The organism is Luteimonas sp. 22616, from assembly GCF_052044325.1.
Taxonomy (GTDB): domain Bacteria; phylum Pseudomonadota; class Gammaproteobacteria; order Xanthomonadales; family Xanthomonadaceae; genus Luteimonas.
Map to the genome: position 1 here is coordinate 2,238,911 of NZ_JBQEMW010000001.1, position 25,267 is coordinate 2,264,177.

At 68.7% G+C, this 25,267-nt stretch carries 19 protein-coding genes; 9 read left to right on the top strand and 10 right to left on the bottom strand.

Features of this window, described 5'->3' with window-relative positions:
• The first annotated feature begins 13 nt into the window (after positions 1-13).
• Together ACTJIL_RS10355 and ACTJIL_RS10360 are read left to right on the top strand one after the other, a co-directional pair.
• Positions 14-2,575: a penicillin-binding protein 1A gene (locus ACTJIL_RS10355; RefSeq protein WP_440755431.1), complete on the top strand. Its 2,562-nt coding sequence runs from the start codon at positions 14-16 to the stop codon at positions 2,573-2,575.
• 149 nt (positions 2,576-2,724) lie between these two features.
• Positions 2,725-3,375, top strand: coding sequence for a hypothetical protein (locus ACTJIL_RS10360; protein ID WP_440755432.1), 651 nt, complete (start codon positions 2,725-2,727; stop codon positions 3,373-3,375).
• A 452-nt stretch (positions 3,376-3,827) separates the two neighbouring features.
• Here ACTJIL_RS10360 and ACTJIL_RS10365 read toward each other — a convergent pair whose 3' ends face one another.
• The 5 genes from ACTJIL_RS10365 to ACTJIL_RS10385 form a co-directional block, all read right to left on the bottom strand.
• Entirely contained in the window at positions 3,828-5,126 is a 1,299-nt protein-coding gene (locus ACTJIL_RS10365) for a citrate synthase (protein WP_440755433.1), read from the bottom strand.
• A 251-nt stretch (positions 5,127-5,377) separates the two neighbouring features.
• Positions 5,378-5,620, bottom strand: a complete 243-nt coding sequence (locus ACTJIL_RS10370; protein ID WP_440755434.1) for a type B 50S ribosomal protein L31 — start codon at positions 5,618-5,620, stop codon at positions 5,378-5,380.
• A 69-nt stretch (positions 5,621-5,689) separates the two neighbouring features.
• A complete protein-coding gene (locus tag ACTJIL_RS10375) occupies positions 5,690-6,628 on the bottom strand; it encodes a nucleoside hydrolase (protein WP_440755435.1) in 939 nt (312 codons plus the stop codon).
• A 61-nt stretch (positions 6,629-6,689) separates the two neighbouring features.
• Complete coding sequence (recG, locus tag ACTJIL_RS10380) at positions 6,690-8,789, bottom strand: ATP-dependent DNA helicase RecG (RefSeq protein WP_440755436.1); 2,100 nt, start codon at positions 8,787-8,789, stop codon at positions 6,690-6,692.
• A gap of 147 nt (positions 8,790-8,936) precedes the next feature.
• Entirely contained in the window at positions 8,937-9,830 is an 894-nt protein-coding gene (locus ACTJIL_RS10385; protein WP_440755437.1) for a universal stress protein, read from the bottom strand.
• A gap of 393 nt (positions 9,831-10,223) precedes the next feature.
• On the opposite strand from ACTJIL_RS10385, the gene ACTJIL_RS10390 reads away from it, so the two are divergent.
• The 6 genes from ACTJIL_RS10390 to mnhG are packed head-to-tail and all read left to right on the top strand — an operon-like array spanning position 10,224 to position 16,218.
• Positions 10,224-13,139 (top strand): monovalent cation/H+ antiporter subunit A, encoded by a 2,916-nt coding sequence (locus ACTJIL_RS10390; protein ID WP_440755438.1) that lies wholly within the window; start codon positions 10,224-10,226, stop codon positions 13,137-13,139.
• A complete protein-coding gene (locus tag ACTJIL_RS10395) occupies positions 13,139-13,480 on the top strand; it encodes a Na+/H+ antiporter subunit C (protein ID WP_440755439.1) in 342 nt (113 codons plus the stop codon). The genes ACTJIL_RS10390 and ACTJIL_RS10395 overlap by 1 nt, the downstream gene beginning before the upstream one ends.
• Entirely contained in the window at positions 13,477-15,099 is a 1,623-nt protein-coding gene (locus tag ACTJIL_RS10400; protein WP_440755440.1) for a monovalent cation/H+ antiporter subunit D, read from the top strand. The genes ACTJIL_RS10395 and ACTJIL_RS10400 overlap by 4 nt, the downstream gene beginning before the upstream one ends.
• Positions 15,096-15,590 carry a Na+/H+ antiporter subunit E gene (locus tag ACTJIL_RS10405; protein ID WP_440755441.1) on the top strand — a complete coding sequence of 165 codons (495 nt, stop codon included), beginning with the start codon at positions 15,096-15,098 and terminating at the stop codon, positions 15,588-15,590. The genes ACTJIL_RS10400 and ACTJIL_RS10405 overlap by 4 nt, the downstream gene beginning before the upstream one ends.
• Positions 15,587-15,868 carry a K+/H+ antiporter subunit F gene (locus ACTJIL_RS10410; RefSeq protein ID WP_440755442.1) on the top strand — a complete coding sequence of 94 codons (282 nt, stop codon included), beginning with the start codon at positions 15,587-15,589 and terminating at the stop codon, positions 15,866-15,868. Before ACTJIL_RS10405 ends, ACTJIL_RS10410 begins: the two co-directional genes overlap by 4 nt.
• Positions 15,865-16,218 carry a monovalent cation/H(+) antiporter subunit G gene (gene mnhG / locus ACTJIL_RS10415; RefSeq protein ID WP_440755443.1) on the top strand — a complete coding sequence of 118 codons (354 nt, stop codon included), beginning with the start codon at positions 15,865-15,867 and terminating at the stop codon, positions 16,216-16,218. Before ACTJIL_RS10410 ends, mnhG begins: the two co-directional genes overlap by 4 nt.
• Positions 16,219-16,281: 63 nt before the next feature.
• On the opposite strand, the gene ACTJIL_RS10420 is transcribed toward mnhG, so the two are convergent.
• The 3 genes from ACTJIL_RS10420 to ACTJIL_RS10430 all read right to left on the bottom strand — a co-directional run bounded on the left by ACTJIL_RS10420 (position 16,282) and on the right by ACTJIL_RS10430 (position 21,332).
• Positions 16,282-18,777: a TonB-dependent receptor gene (locus ACTJIL_RS10420; protein WP_440755444.1), complete on the bottom strand. Its 2,496-nt coding sequence runs from the start codon at positions 18,775-18,777 to the stop codon at positions 16,282-16,284.
• Positions 18,778-18,850: 73 nt separating this feature from the next.
• Positions 18,851-19,957, bottom strand: coding sequence for an SO2930 family diheme c-type cytochrome (locus ACTJIL_RS10425; RefSeq protein WP_440755445.1), 1,107 nt, complete (start codon positions 19,955-19,957; stop codon positions 18,851-18,853).
• 154 nt (positions 19,958-20,111) lie between these two features.
• Positions 20,112-21,332 (bottom strand): parallel beta-helix domain-containing protein, encoded by a 1,221-nt coding sequence (locus tag ACTJIL_RS10430; protein WP_440755446.1) that lies wholly within the window; start codon positions 21,330-21,332, stop codon positions 20,112-20,114.
• Positions 21,333-21,462: 130 nt separating this feature from the next.
• Here ACTJIL_RS10430 and ACTJIL_RS10435 point away from each other — a divergent pair, with 130 nt between their 5' ends.
• The gene (locus ACTJIL_RS10435) at positions 21,463-22,494 is read left to right on the top strand and encodes an AraC family transcriptional regulator (protein ID WP_440755447.1); all 1,032 of its coding nucleotides are present in this window, start codon (positions 21,463-21,465) and stop codon (positions 22,492-22,494) included.
• A 112-nt stretch (positions 22,495-22,606) separates the two neighbouring features.
• Here ACTJIL_RS10435 and ACTJIL_RS10440 read toward each other — a convergent pair whose 3' ends face one another.
• A complete protein-coding gene (locus tag ACTJIL_RS10440) occupies positions 22,607-22,990 on the bottom strand; it encodes a RidA family protein (RefSeq protein WP_440755448.1) in 384 nt (127 codons plus the stop codon).
• A 60-nt stretch (positions 22,991-23,050) separates the two neighbouring features.
• Positions 23,051-25,228: a RelA/SpoT family protein gene (locus ACTJIL_RS10445; RefSeq protein ID WP_440755449.1), complete on the bottom strand. Its 2,178-nt coding sequence runs from the start codon at positions 25,226-25,228 to the stop codon at positions 23,051-23,053.
• Positions 25,229-25,267: the final 39 nt, after the last annotated feature.

Consider the following 25,267-nt stretch of genomic DNA (forward strand, 5'->3'; position numbering starts at 1 on the left):
GAATTTCCCACCGATGCCACGTTTTCGCCGTTTGCTGCGCTGGGCGCTGATCGCATCCTTCGCCGCGATCCTGCTGGGCGGCCTTGCCCTCGCGACACTCTACTTCGTCGTCTCCTCCAAGCTCCCCGATGTGCAGAGCCTGCGCCACATGGAAATGCAGGAGCCGATGTACGTCTATGCCAAGGACGGGCGCCTGATGGCGCTGTTCGGCGAGACCCGGCGCTATCCGGTGGACATCGAGAAGGTGCCCGAGCGCGTGAAGCAAGCCTTCCTGGCGACCGAGGACGCGCGCTTCTACGAACACCACGGCGTCGACTACAAGGGCGTGGCCCGCGCGGTCTGGCTGCTTGCCACCACCGACGACAAGCGCGTGCCGGGCGGGTCCACCATCACCCAACAGGTGGCGCGCCAGATCTTCCTGAGTTCCGAGTACAGCTACTCGCGCAAGCTGGCCGAGATGCTGCTGGCGATGAAGATGGAGCGCGAGCTGACCAAGGACGAGATCTTCGAGCTGTATCTCAACAAGTCGTTCTTCGGCAATCGCGCGTACGGCGTCGGCGCGGCGGCCGAGTTCTACTACGGCAAGACGCTCGACCAGCTCGACCTGGATGAGATGGCATCGCTGGCCTCGATCCCGAAGTTCCCGTCGAGCGGCAACCCGCTGTCCAATCCGGAGCGCGCCCGCGAGCGGCGCGACAACTACGTGCTCAGCCGCATGGCGGAACTCGGCTTCATCTCCGAGGCGGAAGCCGCGCAGGCCCGCGCGGTGCCGATGCACGCCAGTCCGCACGAGCGCCCGATCGAGGTGCACGCACCGTACGTCGCGGAAATGGTCCGCCAGGAAATGGTGGCGCGCTACGGCGGCGACGTGCTGACGCGCGGCTACCACGTCACCACGACGATCGACCCGACCCTGCAGGCCGCCGCCGACCTGGCGATCCGCAACGGGCTGGAGGTCTACGACCACCGCCACGGGTGGAACAAGGTCGAACAGCACTTCGACCTCGCCGACGACGAGGACCCGGCGACTGCGGCCGCGCGCCTGCGCCGCATTCCCGCCCAGGCCGGGCTGCTACCGGCGGTGGTCGTGCGCAGCGGAAACGGCAGCATCGACGTGGTGCTGGCCGATGGCAGCACGCTCACGCTCGACGCCAGCACCAGTCGCTGGACCGGTCGCGCGCCGTCGGCGCTGGCCAAGCGCGGCGACCTGGTCCGCGTGCGCAGGATCGAGACACCTGTAAAGAAGGCCGGCGACACCGCGAAGGACAAGGTTGCCGACGCGACCGATGCCGAAGCGGGTGCCGGAACCGCCACGGCGCCGGAGGTCAAGGTGTCCTGGCGCCTCGACCAGCTGCCGCGCGCGCAATCGGCACTGGTGTCGCTGAACCCCGAGAACGGCGCGCTGCTGGCCCTGTCCGGCGGCTTCAGTTTCGCCGGCAGCAAGTTCAATCGGGCCACCCAGGCACGGCGCCAGCCCGGATCGAGCTTCAAGCCGTTCCTGTATGCGGCCGCGTTCGAGCGCGGCTACAACCCGGCCTCGATCGTGCTCGACGCGCCGGTCGTGTTCCGCATGCGCCAGGGCAAGGTCTGGCGGCCGCAGAACGACAGCGGCAACTTCGCCGGTCCGATGCGCCTGCGCGAAGCGCTGGTGCAGTCGCGCAACCTGGTCTCGGTGCGCCTGCTCGATGCGATCGGTGTCGACTACGCGCGCCGCTACATCAGCCACTTCGGCATCGACGAGGCGCTGCTGCCGCCGAACCTGTCGATGTCGCTGGGCACCGCGTCGCTGCCGCCGATGGACGTTGCGCGCGGCTACTCGGTGTTCGCCAACGGCGGCTTCCGGATCACCCCGTGGTTCATCGATGAAGTCCGCGACCGCGACAACAAGGTGATCTTCAAGGAAAAGCCGGCGACCGCCTGCCGCAGCTGCACGGCGGTCGGCGGCGCGCAGGCCGTGGTGGTTTCGAACGTGGTCGACGGCTTCAACCTCGGCCCTGCCAGAACCGCACCTGCCAAACCGGCCCCAAAGGCCGGCGAAACCCCGGCACCGGCCGAGAAGCCGGCGGCCCCACCCGCTGACACGGTGCTCGCGCCACGCGCGATCGATCCGCGCGTCGCCTACCAGATCGTGTCGATGATGCGCGACGTCGTCCAGCGCGGCACCGGCACCGCCGCCAAGGTGCTGGGACGCGAGGACGTGGCCGGCAAGACCGGCTCGACCAACGACTACCGCGACGCCTGGTTCTCCGGCCTCGGCGGCGACGTCGTGACCACCGTCTGGGTCGGCCGCGACGACTTCCGTTCGCTCGGCTACCGCGAGTACGGCGGCCGCGCCGCGCTGCCGATCTGGATCGACTACATGCGCGCCGCGCTGAAGGACCGCCCGATCATGCCGAACGATCCGCCCGACGGCATGGTCAAGGTGTCGGTGTCCGCCAACGGCACGCTGATCGCCGACGGCGGCGGCAGCGGGATCACCGAGTACGTCAAGGTCGAGGACCTCGAACGCATGCAGAACTACACCGACTACAACACCGACGACACGCTGGACGAGGAAGCGTTCGACATCTTCTGACCGCGCCACCCTCCGGCCGCGCGCGGGCTGGCCGCCGTCCACCTGACCGGTGACGGCGGATGTGATCGCTGGATGAACGCGCCGGCTTGCGGATCGACTTCCCCGCGGCATCCTGTAAAGTCGTCGCGGAACTCCTGCTGGGAGGCAACATGCACCGCGCCCGTCAGCACGCCGAAACGCGCACGCGCGAACGTCGGCACCGCCTCGCCCACGAAGCCGCGAAACTGATGGCCGAGGGCGGCATCCGCGACTTCCACCAGGCGAAGTTGAAGGCCGCCACCCGACTCGGCATCTTTGATGACGCCTCGCTGCCGCGCAACCGCGAGATCGAGGATGCGCTGCGCGAGTACCAGCGCTTGTTCCTCGGCGACAGCCACCGCGCCGCCCTGCGCCTGCGCCGCGAGGCTGCGTTGCGCGCACTGGAATTCTTCGCCGGCTTCGACGCGCGCCTGGTCGGCCCGGTACTCGACGGCACTGCCGACGCCAATACTCCGGTCGCCCTGCAGCTGTACACCGACGATGCCGACGCGGTGCCGCGCTTCCTCGACGAGCACCGCATCCCCGCCGATGCCCGCAGCCGGCACCTGCGCCTGGACCGCACGCGCGAGGGCGACTTCCCGGCCTGGATCTTCAGCGCCGAGGACCTGACGTTCGACCTGACCGTGCTGCCGGCCGACGCCCTACGCCAAGCGCCGCTGTCGGGCATCGACGAGAAGCCGATGAAGCGCGCCTCGGCCGCGCAGCTGCGCGAACTGCTGGTCCAGAACGAGATCGACGGTTACGAGCTCGGGCAGGACTGATCGAACGGGCCCGCCCAAGGCCTTTCTCCCCTTTGAGGGGAAAGCGCTGCGTCTGCAAACTGGCTGGGCGCGGGTGCGAATGCCCTTGGGGGCGAATGTCCCCCGGCGTCAGCCGTTGGCCGACGCCTCCTCCTTTACTTCGCCCCCAAGGGCATTCGCACCCGCGTTCGACTTGCACGTTGTTCCACAAGCCAAAGGCCGAGAGCTTTGCTTTCGGCATGCCTGCGATCCCCAGCCCGACGTGGTCGGTAGGCCTTCGGGGCGAAATCAAGGAGGAGGTATCCGCCGCAGGCGGATACCGGGGGACATTCGCCCCGGAGGCCTGCCGGCCACATCGGGCTCGCCACGTGGCGCCGAAGCGTGCAATCGAACATTCATCCTCACGGGAGAAGAACCAAAACGAAAACGCCCCGCGATGCGGGGCGTCTGCTGTCGTGCGAATACTGCGGGGATCAGCGCTTGCTGACCGCCACGTAGTCGCGCACGTCGTGCCCAGTGTAGATCTGGCGCGGGCGGCCGATCTTGAACTCCGGGTCTTCCTGCTGTTCGAGCCAGTGTGCGACCCAGCCAGCGGTGCGGGCGATGGCGAACATCACCGTGAACATCTCGGTCGGGATGCCCAGCGCCTTGTAGATGATGCCGGAATAGAAATCCACGTTCGGGTACAGCTTGCGCTGCACGAAGTAGTCGTCCTTGAGCGCGGCTTCCTCGAGCTTCATCGCCACTTCCAGCAGCGGGTCGTTGACGCCGAGTTCCTCGAGCACCTGGTGGCACATCTCGCGGATGATCTTGGCGCGCGGGTCGAAGTTCTTGTAGACGCGGTGGCCGAAGCCCATCAGGCGGAAGCCCGATTCCTTGTCCTTGGCCCTGTCGACCGCCGACTGCACGTTCTTGGCCGTGCCGATCTCGGCCAGCATCTTGAGCACCGCCTCGTTGGCGCCGCCGTGCGCCGGGCCCCACAGCGCGGCCACGCCGGCAGCGATGCACGCGTACGGGTTGGCGCCGGTGGAGCCGACCAGCCGCACCGTGGAGGTGCTGGCGTTCTGCTCATGGTCGGCGTGCAGGATGAACAGCAGGTCCAGCGCCTTGGCCGCGACCGGGTTGATCTCCAGCGGGCCACTGGGCACCTCGAACATCATGTGCAGGAAGCGCTGGACGTACTCGAGGTTGTTGCGCGGATAGCGCAGCGGCCAGCCCACCGAATGGCGATGGCAGGCGGCGGCGATGGTCGGCAATTTCGCGATCAGGCGGATCGCGGCCAGGCGGCGCTGCTCCGGATCGTCGTAATCGAGATCGTTGTGGTAGAAGCTGGCCATCGAGCCGAGCATGCCCACCAGCATCGACATCGGATGCGCATCGTGGCGGAAGCCGCCGAGGAAGCCCTTGAAGGCCTCGTGCAGCATCGTGTGATGGGTGACCTCGTGCTCGAAACCGTTGAATGCCTGCTTGTCCGGCAGTTCGCCGTGCATCAGCAGGTAGGCGACTTCAAGGAAGTTCGACTCCTTGGCCAATTGCTCGATCGGGTAGCCGCGATATAGCAGCACGCCGGCATCGCCGTCGATGTAGGTGATCGCCGACCGGCACGAGGCGGTGGCGGTGAAGCCGGGGTCGTAGGTGAAGTAGCCGGTTTCCTTCGGCAGCTTCGCGATCTCGATGCAGGGGGTGCCGAGCGTGCCGCGTGCCACCGGCAGGGTGACCGCCTTGTCGCCGGCGTTGAGCGTGACTTGATCGATTGCGGATGGTTCGGACACTGGTGCACTCCTCGTGGCCCGTCCGGGCACCGCTGGCGGGGCCGGCACGGGATGGGTGGAATCCGCGGCGTGCCGCGATGCAACAATTATCGCACAGCGCGCTGGAGCCCGGACTCGACTGCACCCGCCCGGAGGCTGGACGCAGCGTTCCGGCCGTGGCGCACGGGGATCGCGAACAGGCACGCCGGAAACGACGACGGCCGCACTGTGGCGGCCGTTCGTGCGCGCGGGCAGCGACGCTGCCTTGCGTCTTATTTCGCGTAACGCTTGCGGAACTTGTCCACGCGGCCGCTGGTATCCATGATCTTGTTCTGGCCCGTATAGAACGGGTGGGTGGCCGACGAGATGTCGATCTTGATCAACGGGTACTCGTTGCCGTCCTCCCACTTGATCGTCTCCTTGCTGCCAAGGGTCGAGCGGGTCAGGAACTTGAAATCGGAAGTCACGTCCTGGAACACGACTTCGTTGTATTGGGGGTGGATGTCGGCCTTCATGGCGGCACCGGTTCTGCTGTGGACAAGAGCGGCATTTTAGCCCGCCCCGCCCGCCCGGCGCAAGCCACCTCAGGCGGCGCCCACCGCGCCCCTGACAAGGGCCTCGAACCGCGCCTGGTCGTAGCGCAGCAGGATCCGCGCCCGGTCCGGCCGGCCGGTCTGGCGCTGCCAGTCGACGATGGTCGCGCCCCGGCTGTGGGGGCCGTCCAGGACGACATCCAGCGGGCGCCCGGCGGTTTCCAGCGCCCCGTCGGGGTGCAGCGCGTAGGCCATCGCCAGCCCGTCGGCGGAATGCCAGTGGTCGCCGCGGCGGTCCGCCGACCACTCGCGGGTCTTGCGCGAGATGCGCTCGTAGAAGGCCGCGACGTCGCCGCCGCTGCGCAGCCATTCCACGACGCTGTCGTGATGCAGGCCATGGGCGACGGTCGCCTCCCAATCGGCGAGGTCGAACTGTGGGAAGGCCTCGAACACGATGTGCGCGGCTTCGGGATCGAAATAGACGTTGAACTCCGCCGCCGGGGTGATGTTGCCGTGGCAGGTCACCGCGCCGCCCATCACCACCAGCCGCGCGACGCGTTCGGGCAGCGTCGGGTCGAGCTTGAGCGCCAGCGCGACGTTGGTCAGCGGCCCCAGCGCGACCAGCAGCAGCTTGCCGGCGTGCTGGTGCGACAGGCGCAGGATCGCCTGCGCAGCGTGCTCGGTTTCCGGCAGACGTGCGGCGGCTTCGTAGCCGACGTCGCCGAAACCGTCCTGGCCGTGCACGTTGCCGGCATCGGGCGACGGGTACAGCAGCGGCGCCTCGCAGCCGGCGTACACGGGGATGTCGCCGCGGCCGGCCACTTCACACAGCTTCAGCGCATTGGCGACGGTGTGGCGCAGGCCGACGTTGCCGGCGGCGATGGTGAGGCCCACGACCTCGTGGCGGGTATCGGCGAAGGCCATCAAAAGCGCAAGCGCGTCGTCGACGCCGGGGTCGGTGTCGATCAGCAGCGGGGTCCGTTCGGTCATCTGATCGTTGCTCTGTTCGGCGGGTGAGTGTCGCACTCCCGGCCGCGGGGTGAAAGTTCGCTCAGGCCGAAGCGTAGCGCGCTGCGCCGCCGATCCAGCGTTCGACCAGCCGGTCGGCAATGCCGGGCGCCTCGCGTTGCAGGCGTTCGCCGATGCGGTGCACCAGCGGCAGGAGGTCGGCGTCGCGGGCCAGGTCGGCGACGCGGAACGCGGCCAGGCCGGTCTGCTTCGTGCCCAGCAGTTCGCCGGGGCCGCGCAGTTCGAGGTCCTTTTCGGCGATGACGAAACCGTCGTTCGTCTCGCGCATGGTTTCCAGCCGCTGCCGCGCCATCTGCGACAACGGCGGTTGGTACAGCAGCACGCAGCTCGAGGCCGCGCTGCCGCGCCCGACCCGCCCGCGCAGCTGGTGCAACTGCGCCAGGCCGAGGCGTTCGGCGTTCTCGACGATCATCAGCGAAGCATTGGGGACATCGACGCCGACTTCGATCACCGTGGTGGCCACCAGCAGGTCGAGCTCGCCGGCCTTGAACGCGCGCATCGCCGCCTGCTTGTCGCCCGCCTTCATGCGCCCGTGCACGAAACCCACGCGCAGCTCCGGCAGCGCGCCTGACAGCAGTTCGAACGTGCTCTGCGCGGCCTGCGCGACGATCTCGTCGGACTCGTCGATGATCGTGCACACCCAGTACGCCTGGCGGCCTTCCGCACAGGCGCCGCGGATGCGTTCGATCAGCTCCGGTCGCCGTTGCGCGCCCAGCACCACGGTCTGCACCGGGGTGCGGCCGGGCGGCAGCTCATCGATCGCCGAGACGTCGAGGTCGGCGTACGCGGCCATCGCCAGCGTGCGCGGAATCGGCGTGGCGGTCATCACCAACTGGTGCGGCACGCGGCCACCCTCGCCGCCCTTGTCGCGCAGCGCGAGGCGCTGGTGCACGCCGAATCGATGCTGTTCGTCGACGATCGCCAGCGCGAGGTCGTGGAACGCGACGCCTTCCTGCATCAGCGCATGCGTGCCGACGACGACCTGGGCCCGGCCATCGGCCACCTCCGCCAGCGCCGCCGTGCGCGCGCGTCCGGTGACCTTGCCGGCAAGCCATGCAATGCGCACGCCCAGCGGTTCCAGCCATGTGCGCAGGTTGGTCAAATGCTGCTCGGCGAGCAGTTCGGTTGGCGCCATCAATGCGGCCTGGCGGCCGCCTTCGACGGCGAGCATCGCGGCGAGCGCCGCGACCACGGTCTTTCCGCTGCCGACGTCGCCCTGCACCAGCCGCAGCATCGGCACCGGCTTGCCGAGGTCTTCGCGCACCTGCGCGAACACCCGTTGCTGCGCGCCTGTCAGCGCGAACGGCAGCGATGCGCGCAGGCGTTCGGCCAATGCCTGACCTTCCAGCACCGGTGCGGCGTGCGCCTGCAGGGCGATGCGCTGGCGTCGCAGGCTCAGGTGATGGGCAAGCAGTTCCTCCAGCGCCAGCCGGCGCTGCGCGGGATGGGTGCCGGCAACCAGTGCGGCGACATCGGCGTCCTGCGGCGGTCGGTGCATGGTCAGCAGCGCCTCGCGCAGGCCCGGCAGCTCGCCGGCGAGCCAGTCGCGCGGCAGCAGTTCCAGCGTGGCCGCGTCGGGCAAGCGATCGAGTGCCTGGCTGATCAGCTTGCGCAGCGTCGCCGGGCCGATGCCCTCGATCGCCGGATAGACCGGATCGAGACGGTCGCCGAGCGCACCGGCCTCGTGCTCGCCAACGACCCGGTAGCTGGGATGCACGATTTCCAGTCCGTGCTGGCCGAGCCGCGGCGTGCCGTAGCAGCGCACGCGCGTGCCCGGCGCGAACTGCGCCACTTGCGCGGCGCGGAAGTGGAAGAAGCGCAGCACCAGGGTGGCCTGCGACTCGTCGCCGATCGCCACGCGCAGCATCGGCCGGTAGCGGAAGCCGCGCTCGACCGCCTCGACCACGCCCTCGACCTGCGCGGCGACGCCCGCCTGCAGGCCGCGGATCGGGCTCAGCCGGGTGCGGTCCTCGTACTGGCGCGGCAGTTGCAGCCAAAGATCCTGCAGCGTCGTGATGCCGCGCGCGGCAAACTTCTCCGCCACCCGCGGGCCGACGCCCGGCAAGCCGGTCAGCGGAGCGTGGGCGGGATCGGGAGACGCAGCGGCAGGAGGAACCGGCATCGCACAAGGATGCCGGGATCGCACCCAAACAAAAACCCCGCCTGCGCGCGGCGCGGGGTCGGGGTTGTCCGGGTCGGCGCGTCAGGATTCCACCCGCATCGCGGCGGCCACGCGTGGACAAGCGCCCGCGCGCGGTGCGCAAGCCCCTCAAGCGCTGCCGGATTCTGCCGGCCGACGGGCGTCGGGCTGCACCGGCGCACGCACCACCAGCACGTCGTTCGGCGCGACCTGCACGATCCGGCGCGTGGTGCCGCCAACGAGCAGGTGGAAGGCGAGGCCGCGGCGGAACGCGCCGATGACCGTGAGGTCGCTGTCGTGTTCCATCGCGTGCCTGCGCAGCATGCTTTCGGGATGGCCGTGCTCGACCAGCAGTTGCATGCGCGAGCGCAGGTCGGCAGGCAGCCTTGCCTCGACCACGAATGCTTCGATCGTGGCCATCTCCATCCGGTTGAGGTCGGCACGACGCGCCGGATCGAGCCAGAGCGATTCGTACGGGATGTCCAGCGCATGCAGCAGGGTCAGCTCCGCGCGCGGGAACAGCGCGACCGCGGTGTCCAGGCCGTGGCGCGATTCCGGGGTGAGGTCCGTGCCCACCAGCACGCGTCGATAGGCACCGCGCGGCCGCCGCTTGACGACCAGCACCGATGTGGGAGAACTGCGCACCAGGGTCTCGACCGTATTGCCCAGCAGCCGGCGCCCCGGCAGTTCACTCGTGTCGCCCAGCACGATCAGGTCGCAGTGCTCGCGCCTGGCCACGTCGAGGATCACCTCGGCCGGCTCGCCTTCCTCCACGTGGATGTCGGCGTCGGCGACGTCGCCCTGCAGTTCGCGCCCGATCCGCTGGCGGATCGACGCCAGGGTCTCCATCGCCGACCAGGCACCGATCGCCTCGCGCGGCGCCGCATGCACCACCAGCAACGGCACCTGCCATTGCCCGGAAAGCTGGATGGCGCGATCCAGCGCGCGATCGCAGCGGGCGCTGAGGTCGGTGGCCATCAGGATCCGGTTCGGCCGGTTCGGGACCGGGTCGGCGCTGCTCATGCTTGATCTCCCTGCAGCAGTCGCTGCTCGAAGCCAGGAATGCAACCCACCATTGCACAATCACCGGCATGTGGCGATCGTTGCCGTATAGGAGTTGCCGTATAGAATCGGAACTGCCAAGCCGCATCGCAAGTCGATCGATTTTCGCTGCCCGGGCAACCCGACTTCCCTGCACGATGCAGCGCCTGCAGCGCGCGCTGCGCATTGTCCGGGCCGCTTTTCCATCCTGATCGCGGGAGTCCGACCCACCTGATTTTCGACCCGAGTTTCGTCCTGAGCACCGACAGCGCCCACCTCCCCGCGCGGCAGCATTTCGCCAGTTCCAGCGCGTACGCCGGGCGCCACCGGCCGCTGCCCGACATGCCACGCCCCCTTCCACCGAACCCGTGACCGATGCCTGACCACGTCGTGCCAAGCGCCATCCTCTGGTTGCCATTCCTGGCAAGCCTGGTGGTGTTTGTCCTTCGCGGCCGCGGCCGCGACATGGCCGCATGGCTGATGACCGGTACGGCGCTGGCCGGCCTGCTGCTCACGGTGTCGCTGTATCCGGCGGTCGCGGGCGGCGATGCATTGCGCCACGTGTTCGAATGGGCGCCGACGCTGGGCCTGGATTTCACGCTGCGGGTGGATGGTTTCAGCTGGCTGTTCATGCTGCTGATCTGCGGCATCGGCATGCTGGTGGGCGTCTACGCCCGCTACTACATGCCGGCGGACGATCCGCTGTCGCGCCTGTTCGCGCTGCTGCTGGCCTTCATGGGCGCGATGCTCGGCATCGTGATGTCCGGCAACGTGATCCAACTGGTGTTCTTCTGGGAACTGACCAGCCTGTTCTCGTTCCTGCTGATCGGCTACTGGCACAACGGCGCATCCGCGCGCGACGGTGCGCGGATGGCACTGATCGTCACGTCCGGCGGCGGCCTGTGCCTGCTCGCCGGCGTGCTGCTGCTCGGCCACATCGTGGGCAGCTACGACCTGGACGCAATCCTCGCCGCGGGCGATTTGGTGCGCGGGCACGCGCTGTATACGCCGACGCTGGTCCTGGTCCTGCTGGGCGCGCTGACCAAGAGCGCACAGTTCCCGTTCCACTTCTGGTTGCCGCAGGCGATGTCGGCGCCGACCCCGGTCTCGGCCTACCTGCATTCGGCGACGATGGTGAAGGCCGGCGTGTTCCTGCTGGTGCGCTTCTGGCCGGTGCTCGCGGGCACCGAACAGTGGTTCTGGATCGTCTCCACGGCCGGCCTGGTCACCCTGGTGCTGGGTGCCTATGCGGCGATCTTCCAGCAGGACCTGAAAGCGGTGCTGGCGTATTCGACGATCAGCCATCTGGGCCTGATCACAATGCTGGTCGGGATGGGCAGCGCGCTGGGCGTGGTCGCCGCGATCTTCCACATCGTCAACCACGCCACGTTCAAGGCGTCTCTGTTCATGGCGGCCGGGGCGGTGGACCACGAGGCCGGCACGCGCGACCTGCGCCAGCTCGGCGGCCTGCGCCACTTCATGCCGATCACCGCGACCCTGGCGGTGATCGCCGGCGCGGCGATGGCGGGCGTGCCGCTGCTCAACGGCTTCCTGTCGAAGGAAATGTTCTTCGCCGAGACGTTGGCAGCGCAGCGCGGCCTGCTGGTCGACGTGGTCCCGCTGGTGCTCGCGATCGCGGCCAGTGCATTCGGCGTGACCTATTCACTGCGATTCGTGCGCGGCGTGTTCTTCGGCCGGGTGTCCACGCAGCTGCCGCGCCAGCCGCATGAGCCGCCGCGGTGGATGCGCGTGCCGATCGGCCTGCTGGCGCTGGCCTGCCTGCTGGTCGGCATCCTGCCGGCGCAAGTGATCGGTCCGTCGCTGCAAGCCGCCGCCCGTTCGGTTCTGGGCGCGCAGACGCCGACCTACAGCCTGGTCATCTGGCACGGCTGGACCGCGCCGCTGCAGATGAGCATCGTCGCCTTCATCGCCGGCTGCCTGCTTTTCGTCGCCCTGCGCGGGTATTTCAACCGCTGCGAAAGCACGCCGCTGCTCGGGCGGATCAGCGGCAAGCGGACCTTCGAACGCACTCTGGCGATCGTGACCGTCGACCTGCCGGGCTGGCTGGCGCGCTTCTTCCCGGCCCGGCGGCTGCAGCCGCAGCTGCTGCTGATCGTGTTGGTCGCGCTGCTGGCCGGCAGCCTGGCCGCGACCACCGCGCCGTTCGACGCCCCGCCGCCACGCTGGGCCGATATCGACCCGGCGTTCGCCCTGCTGTGGCTGCTCGGCGCGGCGTGCGCGATCGGCGCCGCCACCCAGGCCAAGTTCCACCGCCTCGCGGCATTGGTGCTCACCGGCGGCGCCGGGCTGGTGTCGTGCATCAGCTTCGTGTGGCTGTCCGCGCCTGACCTGGCGGCCACCCAGCTGCTGGTGGAGGTGGTGACCACGATCCTGATCCTGCTTGGCCTGCGCTGGCTGCCCAAGCGCATCCAGGGCCTGTCGCCGGATGCCCCGCTGACGCGCCTGAAGCGCTGGCGCGATGCGCTGATCGCGCTGGTCGTCGGCGCCGGCGTGGCCAGCCTCGCCTACGCGGCGATGATGCACCCGGTGGCCGACTCCATCTCGCGCTTCTTCCTCGAGCGCGCCTATGTCGAAGGTGGCGGCCGCAACGTGGTGAACGTGATCCTGGTCGATTTCCGCGGCTTCGACACGCTGGGCGAGATCAGCGTGCTGGCGATCGTGGCGCTGACCGTGTTCGTGCTGCTGCGCCGCTTCCGCCCGGCGGCCGAGAGCATCAACGCGCTGCGGCGGCAGCGGCGGAATTCGGTCTCCGATCCGGCCGGATCGGATCGCATCATCGACCAGTCGCTGGCCCACTACCTGATGATCCCAGGGCTGATCGTGCAGCTGATGTTCCCGGTGATCCTGCTGTTCGGCGTGCACCTGTTCCTGCGCGGGCACGACCTGCCCGGTGGCGGATTCGCCGCCGGCATCACCGTGTCCGTGGCGCTGATCCTGCTGTACATGGCGCGCGGCGCGCGCTGGGTCGAGACGCACCTGCGGGTGCTGCCGGTGCGCTGGATCGGGACCGGCCTGCTGCTGGCCGTCGGCACGGGGCTCGGCTCGCTGCTCTTCGGCCATCCGTTTCTCACCTCGCACTTCCAGTACGCCGATCTGCCACTACTCGGGCGGATACCGCTGGCCTCGGCGGTGCTGTTCGATCTTGGCGTGTTCTGCCTGGTGGTGGGTGCCACGACATTGATGCTGATCGCGCTGGCGCACCAGTCGCTGCGCCGGCCGCGCACCGTAGTAGTGGCCGATGACATTGCCGAACCGGAGGGCGCGGGCTGATGGAACTGGTGCTGGCGATCGCCATCGGGGTCCTGGTCGCGTCCGGGGTGTGGCTGCTGCTGCGGCCGCGCACCTTCCAGGTGATCATCGGGCTGACCCTGATCTCCTACGCGGTGAACCTGTTCATCTTCTCCATCGGCGGCCTGCGCACCGGCGCCGATCCGGTGCTGCGCGAGGTCGCGGGCAAGATCGAGCAGTACACCGATCCGTTGCCGCAGGCGCTGGTGCTGACCGCGATCGTGATTGGCTTCGCCACCACCGCGCTGTTCCTGGTGGTGCTGCTGACCTCGCGCGGACTGACCGGCAACGATCACGTCGACGGCGGGGACGGCACGCCGTGAGTCCGCACCTGGCCCTCGCCCCGATCGTGCTGCCGCTGCTGGTCGCTGCCCTGCAGCTGCTCGCCGGCGAACGCCGCCAGCGCCTGGTGGTGGGACTGAGCCTGGCCTCGTGCCTGGGGCTGGTTGCACTGGCGGTGATGCTGCTGCTGGCCACCGCGCAGTCCGGCAGCGATGGCGCGATGGCCGCGGTCTACCGCATCGGCGACTGGCCGGCGCGCTTCGGCATCGTGCTGGTGGCGGACCGGTTGTCGGCGCTGATGCTGCTGCTGACCGCGGTGCTGGCGCTGGCGGTGCTGCCGGCCGCGCTGGCCCGCTGGCAGCACCGCGGCCACTACTTCCAGCCGCTGTTCCAGTTCCTGCTGATGGGTTTGAACGGCGCGTTCCTGACCGGCGACCTGTTCAACCTGTTCGTGTTCTTCGAGGTGCTGCTGGCGGCGTCCTACGGGCTGGCGCTGCACGGCTCGGGCGCGCGGCGGGTCAGCGCCGGGCTGCATTACATCGCGGTCAACCTGACCGCCTCGATGCTGTTCCTGCTCGGCGTCAGCCTGATCTTCGGCGTCACCGGCACCCTGAACATGGCGGCGCTGGCCGAACTGATCCCGACCGTGCCGGAGAACACCCGCACCCTGCTGCATGCCGGCGCGGCGATCCTCGGGGTCGCATTCCTGATCAAGACCGCGATGTGGCCGCTCGGCTTCTGGCTGCCACGCACCTACGCGGCCTCCGCGCCGGCGGTGGCGGCGATGTTCGCGCTCATGACCAAGGTCGGCATCTACGTGCTGCTGCGGCTGAGCCTGCTGCTGTTCGGCGACGATGCCGGGCCGGCGTCCCGCCACTTCGGCAGCGACTGGATGCTGTGGGGCGGCGTGGCGACGATCGTCGCCGGCATCGTCGGCATGCTCGGCGCGCGCGACCTCGGCAAGCTCGCCGGCTACAACGTCATCATTTCCTCCGGCACCCTGCTGGGCGCGATCGCCCTGCAGCAACCCGCGGTAACCGCCGGCGCACTGGCCTACCTGGTGGTCTCCACGCTGGGCGTCGCTGCGTTCTTCCTGGTCGCCGGCCTGCTCGCGCCGGAGGGCGAAGAGGAAGCCGACGATGCGCTGCAGTTGGAGCCATATGAACCGGTGGATGGCGAGTCGCGCAGCGACGAACTGTATGCGGACGAGGACGAGAGCCGCGTGGTGATCCCGGCGCCGGTCGCGATGCTCGGCGTGAGTTTCCTCGCCTGCGCGCTGCTGCTGGCCGGGCTGCCGCCGCTGTCCGGCTTTCTGGCCAAGTTCGCGCTGCTCGCACCCATGCTCGACACGCTTGCACTCGACGCGCCGCAGCGGACGGGCACGCTGGTGCTGTTCACGGTGGTGATCGTGGCCGGCTTTTGCACGGTGGTCGCGATGTGTCGCGCCGGCATCCAGATCTTCTGGGTCGAGCCGGACCGGCGCTTCCCGCAGGCGCGCGTCACCGAGATCAGCGCCATCGTGCTGCTGCTGGGCCTGTGCCTGCTGCTGACCGTTGTCGTGCAGGCGCCGCTGGACTTCCTGCACGACGCCGCGCACCAGCTGCACGACCCGGCGAACTACATCCATGGCGTCCTGCCGCCGGAAGGCGCGCGATCATGACCCTCCTCCGGCGCTGGCTGCCCTATCCGCTGCTGTCCGGCCTGCTGGCCGTGATCTGGCTGGTGCTCAACCAGAGCCTGTCGCCGGGCATGGTCCTGCTCGGCATCGCGCTCGGCATCGCGCTGGCCAAGGTGTTCGGGCTGCTGCGCCCGCCGAAGGCGCACATCCGCAACTACCCGCTCGCGGCGCGGCTGCTGCTGCGGGTCGTGTTCGACATCGTGCGCTCGAACTTCGCCGTCGCCCGGCTGATCCTGCGCGGCGCAGGCGAGGTGCGCTCCGGCTTCGTCGCCATTCCGCTGACGCTCACCGACCACCACGGCCTCGCCGTGCTGGCCTGCATCATCACCTCCACGCCCGGCACCATCTGGGTCAGCTACGACCCCGCGGCGAACGTCCTGCTGATCCACGTCCTCGACCTGGTCGATGAAGGCACCTGGATCAGCACGATCCAACAGCGCTACGAACGCCCCCTGCTGGAGATCTTCCAATGAGCCATGGCCTGCTCTTCGTCGCGATCACGCTGGCGCAGATCCTGCTGCTGCTGGCCATGGGCTTTTCGATCATCCGCATGGTGCGCGGGCCGCGCGCGCAGGACCGCGTGGTGGCGCTGGACGCGCTGTACGTCAACGCGATGATCCTGCTGCTCACCATCGGCATCCGCACCGGCAGCGTGCTGTACGTCGAGGCCGGCCTGGTCATCGCGCTGCTGGGGTTCGCCAGCACCATGGCGCTGTCGAAGTTCCTGATGCGCGGCGAGGTGATCGAATGAGCCATCTCGACGCCCTGCCGCCGTGGGCGGCGATCCTGGTGGCGGTGCTGGTGCTGGCCGGCGCGCTGCTCGCCTTCATCGGCTCGCTCGGCCTGCTGCGACTGAAGAACTTCTACCAGCGCGTGCACGCGCCCACGCTCGGCACCACGCTCGGCACGTTCTTCATGCTGGCCGGTTCGATCACCTGCTTCTCGGTGCTGCACGGCCGGCCGATCTTCAACGAAATCCTGATCGGGGTGTTCCTCACCGTGACCACGCCGATCACGCTGATGCTGCTGGTGCGCGCCGCGCTGTATCGCGACCGCGAGGAAGGGTCCGAGTACGTGCCGCAGGCGCCGCGGCGCGAGTGAGCCGCGTGCGGCGCGGATCCCGGTGCCGCGCGGCACCGGGATGTCGCCCCGCCGGGTGAATCGTCAGAACTTCACGCCCACCTCGACGCCATAGGTGCGCGGCTCGCTGACGCGCGCGCCGACGGTGCCCAGCACGGTCTTGCCGTAGGTGCCCAGCGAGTTGATGTACTGGTTGTCCAGCAGGTTGCGGCCGTACACCGCCCAGGTCCAGTGGCCCAGCGGCGAGGTCCAGGCGATGCGGGCGTTGGTCAGCTGCTGCGATTCGCCCAGGTCCAGCGCGGGGCTGATGCCGCAGGTGCCCTGCGACTGCGACTCGTCACTGCAGCGGGTCGCGCCGCGGTAGGCGTGGCGCAGGGTGAAGCGCAGGTCGCCGCCCTCGTTCATCCGCCACAGGTAGTCGAGGCCGATCGCCGCCGACCACTTCGGGATGCCGGTCGCTTGTCCACTGACGTCGATGCCCTCGGGGGTAACGTAGTCCTTGTAGGTCGAGTCGATGTATGACGCATTGAAGTCCAGCGCCAGGCCGTCGGTGACCTGCCAGCGGGTGTCGAAGTCCAGGCCGTAGGCCTCCAGGTCCGAGGTGTCCACCACGTAGCGCGGGATGGACGTGGTCATGTCCAGCCGCACCGCCTGGCGGTTGTCGTAGACGTAGTAGAAGGCCGACGCGTTGTAAGATAACCGCAGGTCCGGGAAGGCCTGCTTGATGCCGGTCTCGAAGTTCCACACGTCCTCGTTGTCGAAATCGCTGTCGATCTGCAGCGAGTTGAAGCCGCCGGCCTTGTAGCCCTTGGCCAGCGAGGCGTAGCCCATGGTGTCGTCGTTGAAGTGGTAGTCGACGACGAAGCGCGGGCTCAGGTCGGTCCATGAATTGGACGCCTTGTTGAGCACGCCCTTGTTGAGCATCGCCGGCGGGTCGATGAAGGCGATGTCGAACATGAAGGTGTCCGGCGAGATCGGCAGCCCCATCTGGTTGAGCGCGGCGAAGAACCCGAACGCATCGAGTTGCGCCAGGGTGGCATCCAGGGTCGGCGCCGAGCGCGGATTGTTGAGCCAGGTGAAGTCCTTCTCGTCGCGGGTCCAGCGCAGGCCGAACGTCAGGTTGAGCCGGTCGGTGGCGTGCCAGATCACGTCGCCGAACACCGCATAGGCCTTGGTGTCGCCGGTGTTGATGAACTTCTCGTTCCAGCGGTGCCCCATCAGGCTCAGCGGGATCCCGTTGGCCGCGGCCACGTCGCTGACGAAGCCGAACAGCCGGCCTTGCGGATCGACCTGCGGCGGCAGGCCCATGCCGAGATTGCGGACGATCGTGTCAACCGCGTCGGTATAGGTATTGACCTCGCTGGTCTGGTCCGCGCTCTCCCGGAAATAGCTCGCGCCAGCCACCCAATCCAGGCGATCGCTGCTGCCGTTGAATTTGAACTCCTGGTAGACGCTGGTGTTGCTCTCGGTATTGGTCGAATCCACGTACAGGTCGCGGCGGTTGGTGCCGTCCTCGTCGACCGCGGCGTTGGCCGAGTCGTAGTCGCGCCACGACGTGGTGGAGGTCAGGCCGCCCCACTCGAAGGCGTGGTCGACGATCAGGGTCACGCCGTCGAAGCGGCGGAACTCGCTGCTGCCGACCGCGTCGCTGACGGTCGGGATCTTGCGCGGATCGAGGTAGGCCGACTCGTCGACCGGCAGCCCGGGGATCCCGGGCGCCGCCGGCAGCGCGACGATGCCGGTGGTCGCCACCGCACGCTGGTCGAGGTTTTCGTGGTCCCAGCTGACCGTGGCGGTGGTGTTGTCGCCGAAGCGGGTGCGGAACGCAGCGCGCGTGGCCCAGTTGTTCTCGGGGTTGAGGTGTTCGCCGGTGACCGCGTCATCGATCCAGCCATCGCTGTGGTTGAACAGCCCGTTGATACGGAACGCCGACTCCTCGCCGACCGGCTGGTTGAGCATCGCCTCGAAATACTGCTTGCCGTAGTTGCCGAGCCGAAGTTTCGCCCGCGCCTCCTGCTCGTTGCCGGGCTTGCGGGTGATGATCGAGATGGCGCCGGCGGCGGTGTTGCGGCCGAACAGCGTGCCCTGCGGGCCCTTGAGCACCTCGATGCGCTCGACGTCGGTGAACGGCAACAGCACGCCGCCGCCGCGTCCGGCGTAGACGCCATCCACGTACACGCCCACCGCAGGATCGGTGCCGATGCCGAAGTCGTCGGTGCTGATGCCGCGCAGCTCGAAACTGGGCTGCGTGGGCTGCTGGCTGTTGACCACCAGTCCGGGCACGAAGCTGTCGAGGTCGCCCAGATCCTCGGCGGCGACGTCGTCGATGATCTGCGCGTCGATCACCTGCAGCGCGATCGGCACGTCCTGCAGTTCCTGCTCGCGGCTCTGCGCGGTGACGATGATGCGGTCGAGCGTCAGCGCGTCGTCGCGCTGCGCGGTGTCGGCGGCGGGTTGCGCCTGTGGCGCGATGGCGGGTTCCGGTGGCGGCTGTTGCGCCAGTGCCACCAGCGGCAGGGCGCACGCGCCCACCAGGGCGCGGCGCAGACAGGTGCAGAGGATTCCTTGCTTCAGCGACATCGTGTTCTCCCTTCCCCAGGTGGTGCTGCAGGTTGTCGTGGTGCGTCGTGGCCGCGGCGATGCCGCGTCCGGCTCAGGCTTCGTTGCAATCCCCTTCCATCGCCGCGATCCACGCGCGGATCAGCTCGACCCCTTCGCGATGGACTGTATCGCGACCCAGCTCCGGCATCCTCACCCCCGGATCGTCGCTGGCCATGCGGTAGGCCAGGATCGATTCGTCGGGCTTGCCCGGCACGATACCGAAACGGTGGTCGCCGGTGCCCTGCCCGGCCGCGATCGGCGGCTTGCACAGTCCGAGGTGGCGCGGAGGATGGTCGCCGACGTCGAGCCACAGGCCCGACGTATCCGCGGGCCCCTTTTCGTTGTGGCAGTGGCCGCAGTTGATGTCGAGGTAGGCGCGCGCGCGGTCGTCGAGGCTGGCGTGCGCGGCGTCGCGCCAGTCGGCGTTGCGCGGCGCGTCGGCGCCCGGCACGCCACGCAGGTAGCCGATCTTCTGCAGGTGCGCGAGCTGGTTTTCGCGGCCGCCGGCGTAGTCGTAGTCCTTGTTGAGGTGACGCGCCTTCGGCCCCAGCGGCACGATCTCGCGGGTGGTGTTGTTGCTGGCGTGGCAGCCGGCGCACTGGTTCTGGTCCGGCACTTCGTAGACGAAGTCCTCGCGGCTGCCGTCGGCGGCAACCAGTTGCAGCGGCACGTCGGCGCCGGTGCGCTCGAGCGTGGCCTCGGTCTGCGCCTCGTTCCAGACGTAGGGAATCGCCACCCAGCCCTGTTCCCGGCGCACCATCAGGCGGGTTTCGATCATGCGCACGTTGCGCAGGTCGAGGCCTTCGCCGGTGTGGTCGTGCGAGGTGTCGTCGGTGCGCGCGACCGCGTCTTTCCCGGCGGCCGTCGGATAGAAGAAGGTCTTGCTGATGATGGTGCCGACCGGAAAATCCAGCGCCTCGTGCGGCTGGTAGCGTGCGATCGTGCCTTCCGGGATCCATATCGTGCGCAGCTTGTGCGCGTAGTCGCTGAACAGCGGCGTGTTGAGGTCGAACGGCACCACGCGGTCGTTCAATGCGAGCGCGTCGCCGTCGCGGTAGACCACGTTCCAGTCGCTGAGCTTCCCGGGGTAGCCGTCGGCGTGGAAGGTCACGGGTGCTGGCGTGCGGGCGCAGGCGGCCAGCAGCAGGATGGCCACCATGGCGGCACAACGCGCCGTCATTCCCGCGAAGGCGGGAACCCGGTGACTTCGGTTTTCTCGGCTCAACCGGACGCAGCCAAGCGCGGGAAGACGCAAAGTCACTGGGTTCCCGCCTTCGCGGGAATGACGGCAAAAAAGGAGATCGACCATCGCCTCAAGCCTGCTTCAGCTCCACCGCCGGCAGCGGATCGAGCTTGCAGTCGAACGGTTTGGCGTCGGACTTCGGATTCTTGAACTTGTTGGGCGCGTCGGCGTTCAGTACGCCGGAGGCGCCCTGGACGCAGATCTGCGGACCTTCGGCGCGCTTGGCGTTGACGTAGCCGTCCCAGAACACGTCGGGGAAATGGCCGCCCAGGCCGAACATCGCCACCTTCAGCGCCTTCATGTCCAGCCCGTCCGGGGAGTCGCCGCCGCCGGAGAAGCGGTTGTCGTGGATGAAGATCTGCTCCGGATACGGATCGAACTTCGCCGACGGCTTGTACTTGCTGTCGTAGCCGGCCGAGTAATGGCTGGCGATCAGCACGTTGGCGGTCTTGTTGTCGGCGATCTCGTTGTCGAAGATCTCGACCTTGTCATTGGACATGATCACCACGCCCGAGCCCGCTGGTACCGCCGCCACCGCCGTGCCCTTGCGGCCGAAGTTGTCGGTGTTGTTCTTGAAGATGCGGTTCTTGAACACGCGCGCGGTGTGGCCGGGCTGCGGCAGGTCGGGCATGTTGAACACCAGGATGCCGCCGGTGTTCTCGGTGGCGACGTTGTCGTACACGTCGGCGTCGATGCAGTTCTCGATCTCGATGCCGGCGACATTGCGCTCGGCGCGGTTGCGACGCACCACGACGTTCTGCGACTGGCCGACGTAGATGCCGGCGTCCGACGCGCCGATCACCACCGAGTCCTCGATCAGCACGTTCTTCGTCTGCACCGGGTACAGGCCGTAGGCGCCGTTGTCGGTGTGCGGGCCGTTGGTCCATTCCACCCGCACGCCGCGGATGACGATGTCCTCGCCCTCGTTGACCTTCAGGCCGTCGCCCTTGCTGTCCTCGATCGCGAGGTTTTCCAAGGTAAAGCCGCTGGCATTGACGATCAGGCCCTCGGCGCCGCTGCGCTGGCCCTTGAAGCTGAGCACGGTCTTGTCCATGCCGGCGCCGCGGATGGTCACCCCGTCCACGCGCAGGCTGAGGCTGCGGTCGAAGCTGAAGCGGCCGACGGGAATTTCGATGACGTCGCCCGGTTTGGCGTCCAGCAGTTGCTGCTGCAGGGTCTTCTGGTAGCTGGCGTCGGCGGACGCCGCCGGCGCGGCCTGGTCGGTACCGCCGCCACCGCAGGCGGCCAACAGGCCACAGGCGGCCAGCGCGAACAGCGTCATCTTCCCCATCGGTCCCATCTCCCGGCCTGCACACGGCGGCGGCCTTCCCCGCCACAGTCTCGGCGCTCCCGCCCATGCGGGTGGAGGGCATTGGCGGCATACTCACGGGGGGCAAAACGGACAAACTGGCAGAAACCGCATGAATCGCGACGCCCTCGACCCGCGCCTGACCGCCGCCAGCATCTCCACCAACATCCTGTCCGGGCTGTGCCTGATGGCCGAGGACCGGGGCATCGCTTGCGAGCGCTGGTTCGCCGGTCTGCGCCTGACCCGGACCCAGGTCGACGATGCCTCGGTGCGGGTGTCCTACCGCCAGGCCAGCCGGGTGGTGCAGCGCGCGCTGCGCGACCTGCCCGAGCCGGACGTCGGCCTGCGCCTGGGCCGGCAGCAGACCACCGGCAACTTCGGCCTGCTCGGGCTGGCGATGATGACCGCGCGCACGTTCGGCGACGCGGTGGCGATCGGCCTGCAGTACTCGCCGGTCTCCGGCAGCCTGATGGACCTGGAGCTCGACGCGTCCGACCCGCAGGCGCTGTGCTTCGTCGCCAGCCCGCGCGCGCCGGAGGACGCGATCCTGCCGTTCCTGTGCGAGGAGCTGTTCGCCAGCACGCTGATGCTGTGCCGCGGCCTGGTCGGGCCGTCGTTCCGGCCGCTGCGGCTGGAGCTGGCCTACCCGGCGCCCGTGTACGCGCATGAGTACGAAGCGCTGTTCGAATGCGAGGTCCGCTTCGGCATGCCGCGCAACCGCGAGCTGGTGGACCCGGCGTGGATGTCGCGGCGACTGCCGGCATACAACCCGGTCAGTGCGCAGCAGGCGCTGGCCCTGTGCCGGGCACAGATGCCGCGCGGGCCGGCCAGCGGCGAAATCGTGGCCGCGGTGCGCCAGCTGCTGCGCGCGCGCCTGCACGAGGCACCGGGGCTGGGCGACATCGCCGCCGAATTGCACCTCACCGAACGCACCCTGCGCCGGCAGCTGGTCGCCGCCGGCAGCGGCTTCCGCGCGATCCACGATGAAGTGCGCAGCGAACGCGCCCGCGAACTGCTGCGCGACAGTGACCTGCCGATCGCCCAGGTCGGTGCCAGCGTCGGGTTCCGCGACGCGCGCGAGTTCCGGCGCGCGTTCAAGCGCTGGACCGGCACCGCGCCGAGCGCGATGCGCGCGGCGCCGTAGGCCTTTTGCAGCGCGGCTTCAGCCGCGAGGTCTTGCCGTCCGTATCGCCGGATCGGATCGCGCGCCCTCTGAAGGATTGAAGCTCGCGGCTGTAGCCGCTCCTGCAGAATCCTCAGCCGGTGACCATCACCGCATCGACCTCGAACGCCGCGCCCTTGGGCAACGCCGATACTTCGATGGTCGAACGCGCGGGATACGGCTGGCTGAAATAGTCGGCCATCACCGCGTTGACCTCGGCGAACTGGCCCAGGTCGGTCACGTACAGGCCAACGCGCACGATGTCGTCGAACGAGCCACCCGCGGCCTCGCACACGGCCTTGAGGTTGTCGAACGCGCGCCGCGCCTGCGTGCGGATGTCGCCTTCGACCAGCTGGCCGGTGGCCGGATCGATCGGGGTCTGGCCGGACAGGTAGACGGTGTTGCCGGCACGCACGGCCTGCGAGTAGGGGCCGATGGCGGCGGGGGCAAGATCGGTATGGATGGGCTGGCGTGGCATGGCGTGATGGGTCCGCTGATGGAAACCGGTGATTCTAGTAGGAGCGCCCCCTGGGCGCTCCTACAACCGCTGCACCCCGTGCACCACGTGCAGCCGGCGCGTGCGGCGGATCACGTCGGCGAGGTGCTTGCGGCTCTTGACCTCGATCGAGAAGCGGATCGCGGCGATGTTGGTGTCGCGCTCGAGGTATTCGACGCCGTCGATGTTGGAGTGCGCCTCGGCGATCGCGGCGGCCACCTGCGCCAGCACGCCGGGGCTGTTCTCCACTTCCACCCGCAGCGCGGCGCCGAAGTCGCCGCTGACGTCGCGGTCCCAGCCGATCGCGACCCAGCGCTCCGGCGACTTGCGGTAGTCGGCCACGTTCGGGCATTCCATCCGGTGCACCATGATGCCGCGGCCGGTGGTGTGGTAGCCCATGATGTCGTCGCCGGGAATCGGCATGCAGCACGAGGCGAAGGTGATGATGCCGCGCTCGTTGCCGGTGATCAGGATCTTGTCGCCGCTGCGCGGCATCGTGGCGGTGTCGAGCAGTTCGAGGGTGCCGCCTTCGTCGCGGGTCAGCGACTGCGCCACCTGCGCCGGCATGCGGTTGCCCAGCGCGATGTCGGCCAGCAGTTCTTCGAGCCGCGGATAGCGCAGCTCGCCCAGGTAAGCCTCCAGGCGCGCGACCGGCAGGCGTTCGAGCGAGCTGCCGCGCTCCTCGAGCGCGCGGTCGAGCATCCTGTGGCCGAGCTGCACGGCATCCTCGTGCTCGAGGTGCTTGAGCTGGTGGCGGATCGCGGTGCGCGCCTTGCCGGTGACCACGAACTCCAGCCACTGCGGCTTGGGCATCGAGGATTTCGCAGTCACGATCTCCACCTTCTGCCCGCTCACCAGCTTGGTGCGCAGCGGCACCAGCTTCTTGTCCACGCGCGCGGCCACCGCCTGGTTGCCGACGTCGGTGTGCACCGCGTAGGCGAAATCGAGCGCGGTGGCGTTGCGCGGCAGCGCCAGGATGTCACCGTTGGGCGTGAACAGGTAGACCTCGTCCGGGAACAGGTCGACCTTGACGTTCTCCAGGAACTCCAGCGACGAACCGGTGCCGCGCTGCGATTCGAGCAGGTTGCTGATCCACGAATGCGCCCGCACCTGGGCGCTGTTGGGCGCTTCGCCGCCGTGCTTGTAGGTCCAGTGCGCGGCGATGCCGCGTTCGGCGATCAGGTCCATCTCCTGGGTGCGGATCTGCACCTCGATCGGCGAGCCGTAGGGGCCGAACAGCACCGTGTGCAGCGACTGGTAGCCGTTGGCCTTGGGAATGGCGATGAAGTCGCGGAAGCGGCCGTCCAGCGGCTTGTAGACCGAGTGCACCACGCCCAGCGCGTGGTAGCAGTCGGCCACGGTGCCGACGATGACGCGGAAGCCGAACACGTCCATCACCTGGGTGAAGGTTTTGCCCTCCGCCTGCATCTTGTTGTAGATGCTCCACGGCGACTTCACCCGGCCCACCAGTTTGTGCTGCAGGCCTTCGTGGGCCAGCTTCTGCGCCAGCTGCGCCTCGATCCGCGCCAGCGCCTCGCGCCGCAGCAGCGGCTGGGCGCGGATGCGCTTTTCCAGCACCGCGTGGCGGATCGGGTGCAGCGCGCGGAAACCCAGGTCCTGCAGCTCGGCCTTGATCAGGTTCATGCCCAGGCGCTGGGCGATCGGCGCGTAGATCTCCAGCGTCTCGCGGGCGATGCGCTCGCGCGCCTCGGGCGTCTGCGCGCCCAGGGTGCGCATGTTGTGCAGGCGGTCGGCGAGCTTGATCAGGATTACCCGCAGGTCGCGCGCCATCGCCAGCAGCATCTTGCGGAAGCTTTCGGCGGCGGCTTCCTGGCGGTCCTGGAACTTGAGCTTGTCGAGCTTGGTGACGCCGTCGACCAGCTCGGCCACGGTCTCGCCGAACTCGGCCGCGAGCTGATCGCGATCGAGCGGCGTGTCCTCGATGGTGTCGTGCAGGATCGCCGCGACCAGGGTCTCGACGTCGACGTTCTGCTCGGCCAGCACCCGCGCCACCGCCACCGGATGGGTGATGTAGGGTTCGCCGGACTTGCGCAGCTGCCCGGCGTGCGCGGCCGCGCCCACCGCCCAGGCGCGCCGCAGCAGCGCGCGCTGTGCGGGCGGCAGGTAGTCGGCCGCGCGCTCGAGGTCCAGGACGTAATCCGGGACGGAGTCGTCGGCGGGCGTCGCGGTGTCGAGGTGGGCAGGCTCGGCGGGGGTCATGGGGTCGAGCCTAAGGCGAAATGCCGCGAATGGGGAGTC

Excerpts from the sequence above, each read along its gene's own strand:
- mnhG (WP_440755443.1), top strand. The coding sequence starts at position 15,865 with ATGAGCCATCTCGACGCCCTGCCGCCGTGGGCGGCGATCCTGGTGGCG.
- ACTJIL_RS10370 (WP_440755434.1), bottom strand. The coding sequence starts at position 5,620 with ATGAAGGCCGACATCCACCCCCAATACAACGAAGTCGTGTTCCAGGAC.
- ACTJIL_RS10355 (WP_440755431.1), top strand. The coding sequence starts at position 14 with ATGCCACGTTTTCGCCGTTTGCTGCGCTGGGCGCTGATCGCATCCTTC.
- ACTJIL_RS10385 (WP_440755437.1), bottom strand. The coding sequence starts at position 9,830 with ATGAGCAGCGCCGACCCGGTCCCGAACCGGCCGAACCGGATCCTGATG.
- ACTJIL_RS10375 (WP_440755435.1), bottom strand. The coding sequence starts at position 6,628 with ATGACCGAACGGACCCCGCTGCTGATCGACACCGACCCCGGCGTCGAC.
- ACTJIL_RS10420 (WP_440755444.1), bottom strand. The coding sequence starts at position 18,777 with ATGTCGCTGAAGCAAGGAATCCTCTGCACCTGTCTGCGCCGCGCCCTG.
- ACTJIL_RS10430 (WP_440755446.1), bottom strand. The coding sequence starts at position 21,332 with ATGGGGAAGATGACGCTGTTCGCGCTGGCCGCCTGTGGCCTGTTGGCC.
- ACTJIL_RS10440 (WP_440755448.1), bottom strand. The coding sequence starts at position 22,990 with ATGCCACGCCAGCCCATCCATACCGATCTTGCCCCCGCCGCCATCGGC.
- ACTJIL_RS10405 (WP_440755441.1), top strand. The coding sequence starts at position 15,096 with ATGACCCTCCTCCGGCGCTGGCTGCCCTATCCGCTGCTGTCCGGCCTG.
- ACTJIL_RS10390 (WP_440755438.1), top strand. The coding sequence starts at position 10,224 with ATGCCTGACCACGTCGTGCCAAGCGCCATCCTCTGGTTGCCATTCCTG.
- ACTJIL_RS10395 (WP_440755439.1), top strand. The coding sequence starts at position 13,139 with ATGGAACTGGTGCTGGCGATCGCCATCGGGGTCCTGGTCGCGTCCGGG.
- ACTJIL_RS10425 (WP_440755445.1), bottom strand. The coding sequence starts at position 19,957 with ATGGTGGCCATCCTGCTGCTGGCCGCCTGCGCCCGCACGCCAGCACCC.
- ACTJIL_RS10360 (WP_440755432.1), top strand. The coding sequence starts at position 2,725 with ATGCACCGCGCCCGTCAGCACGCCGAAACGCGCACGCGCGAACGTCGG.
- ACTJIL_RS10410 (WP_440755442.1), top strand. The coding sequence starts at position 15,587 with ATGAGCCATGGCCTGCTCTTCGTCGCGATCACGCTGGCGCAGATCCTG.
- ACTJIL_RS10445 (WP_440755449.1), bottom strand. The coding sequence starts at position 25,228 with ATGACCCCCGCCGAGCCTGCCCACCTCGACACCGCGACGCCCGCCGAC.
- ACTJIL_RS10435 (WP_440755447.1), top strand. The coding sequence starts at position 21,463 with ATGAATCGCGACGCCCTCGACCCGCGCCTGACCGCCGCCAGCATCTCC.
- recG (WP_440755436.1), bottom strand. The coding sequence starts at position 8,789 with ATGCCGGTTCCTCCTGCCGCTGCGTCTCCCGATCCCGCCCACGCTCCG.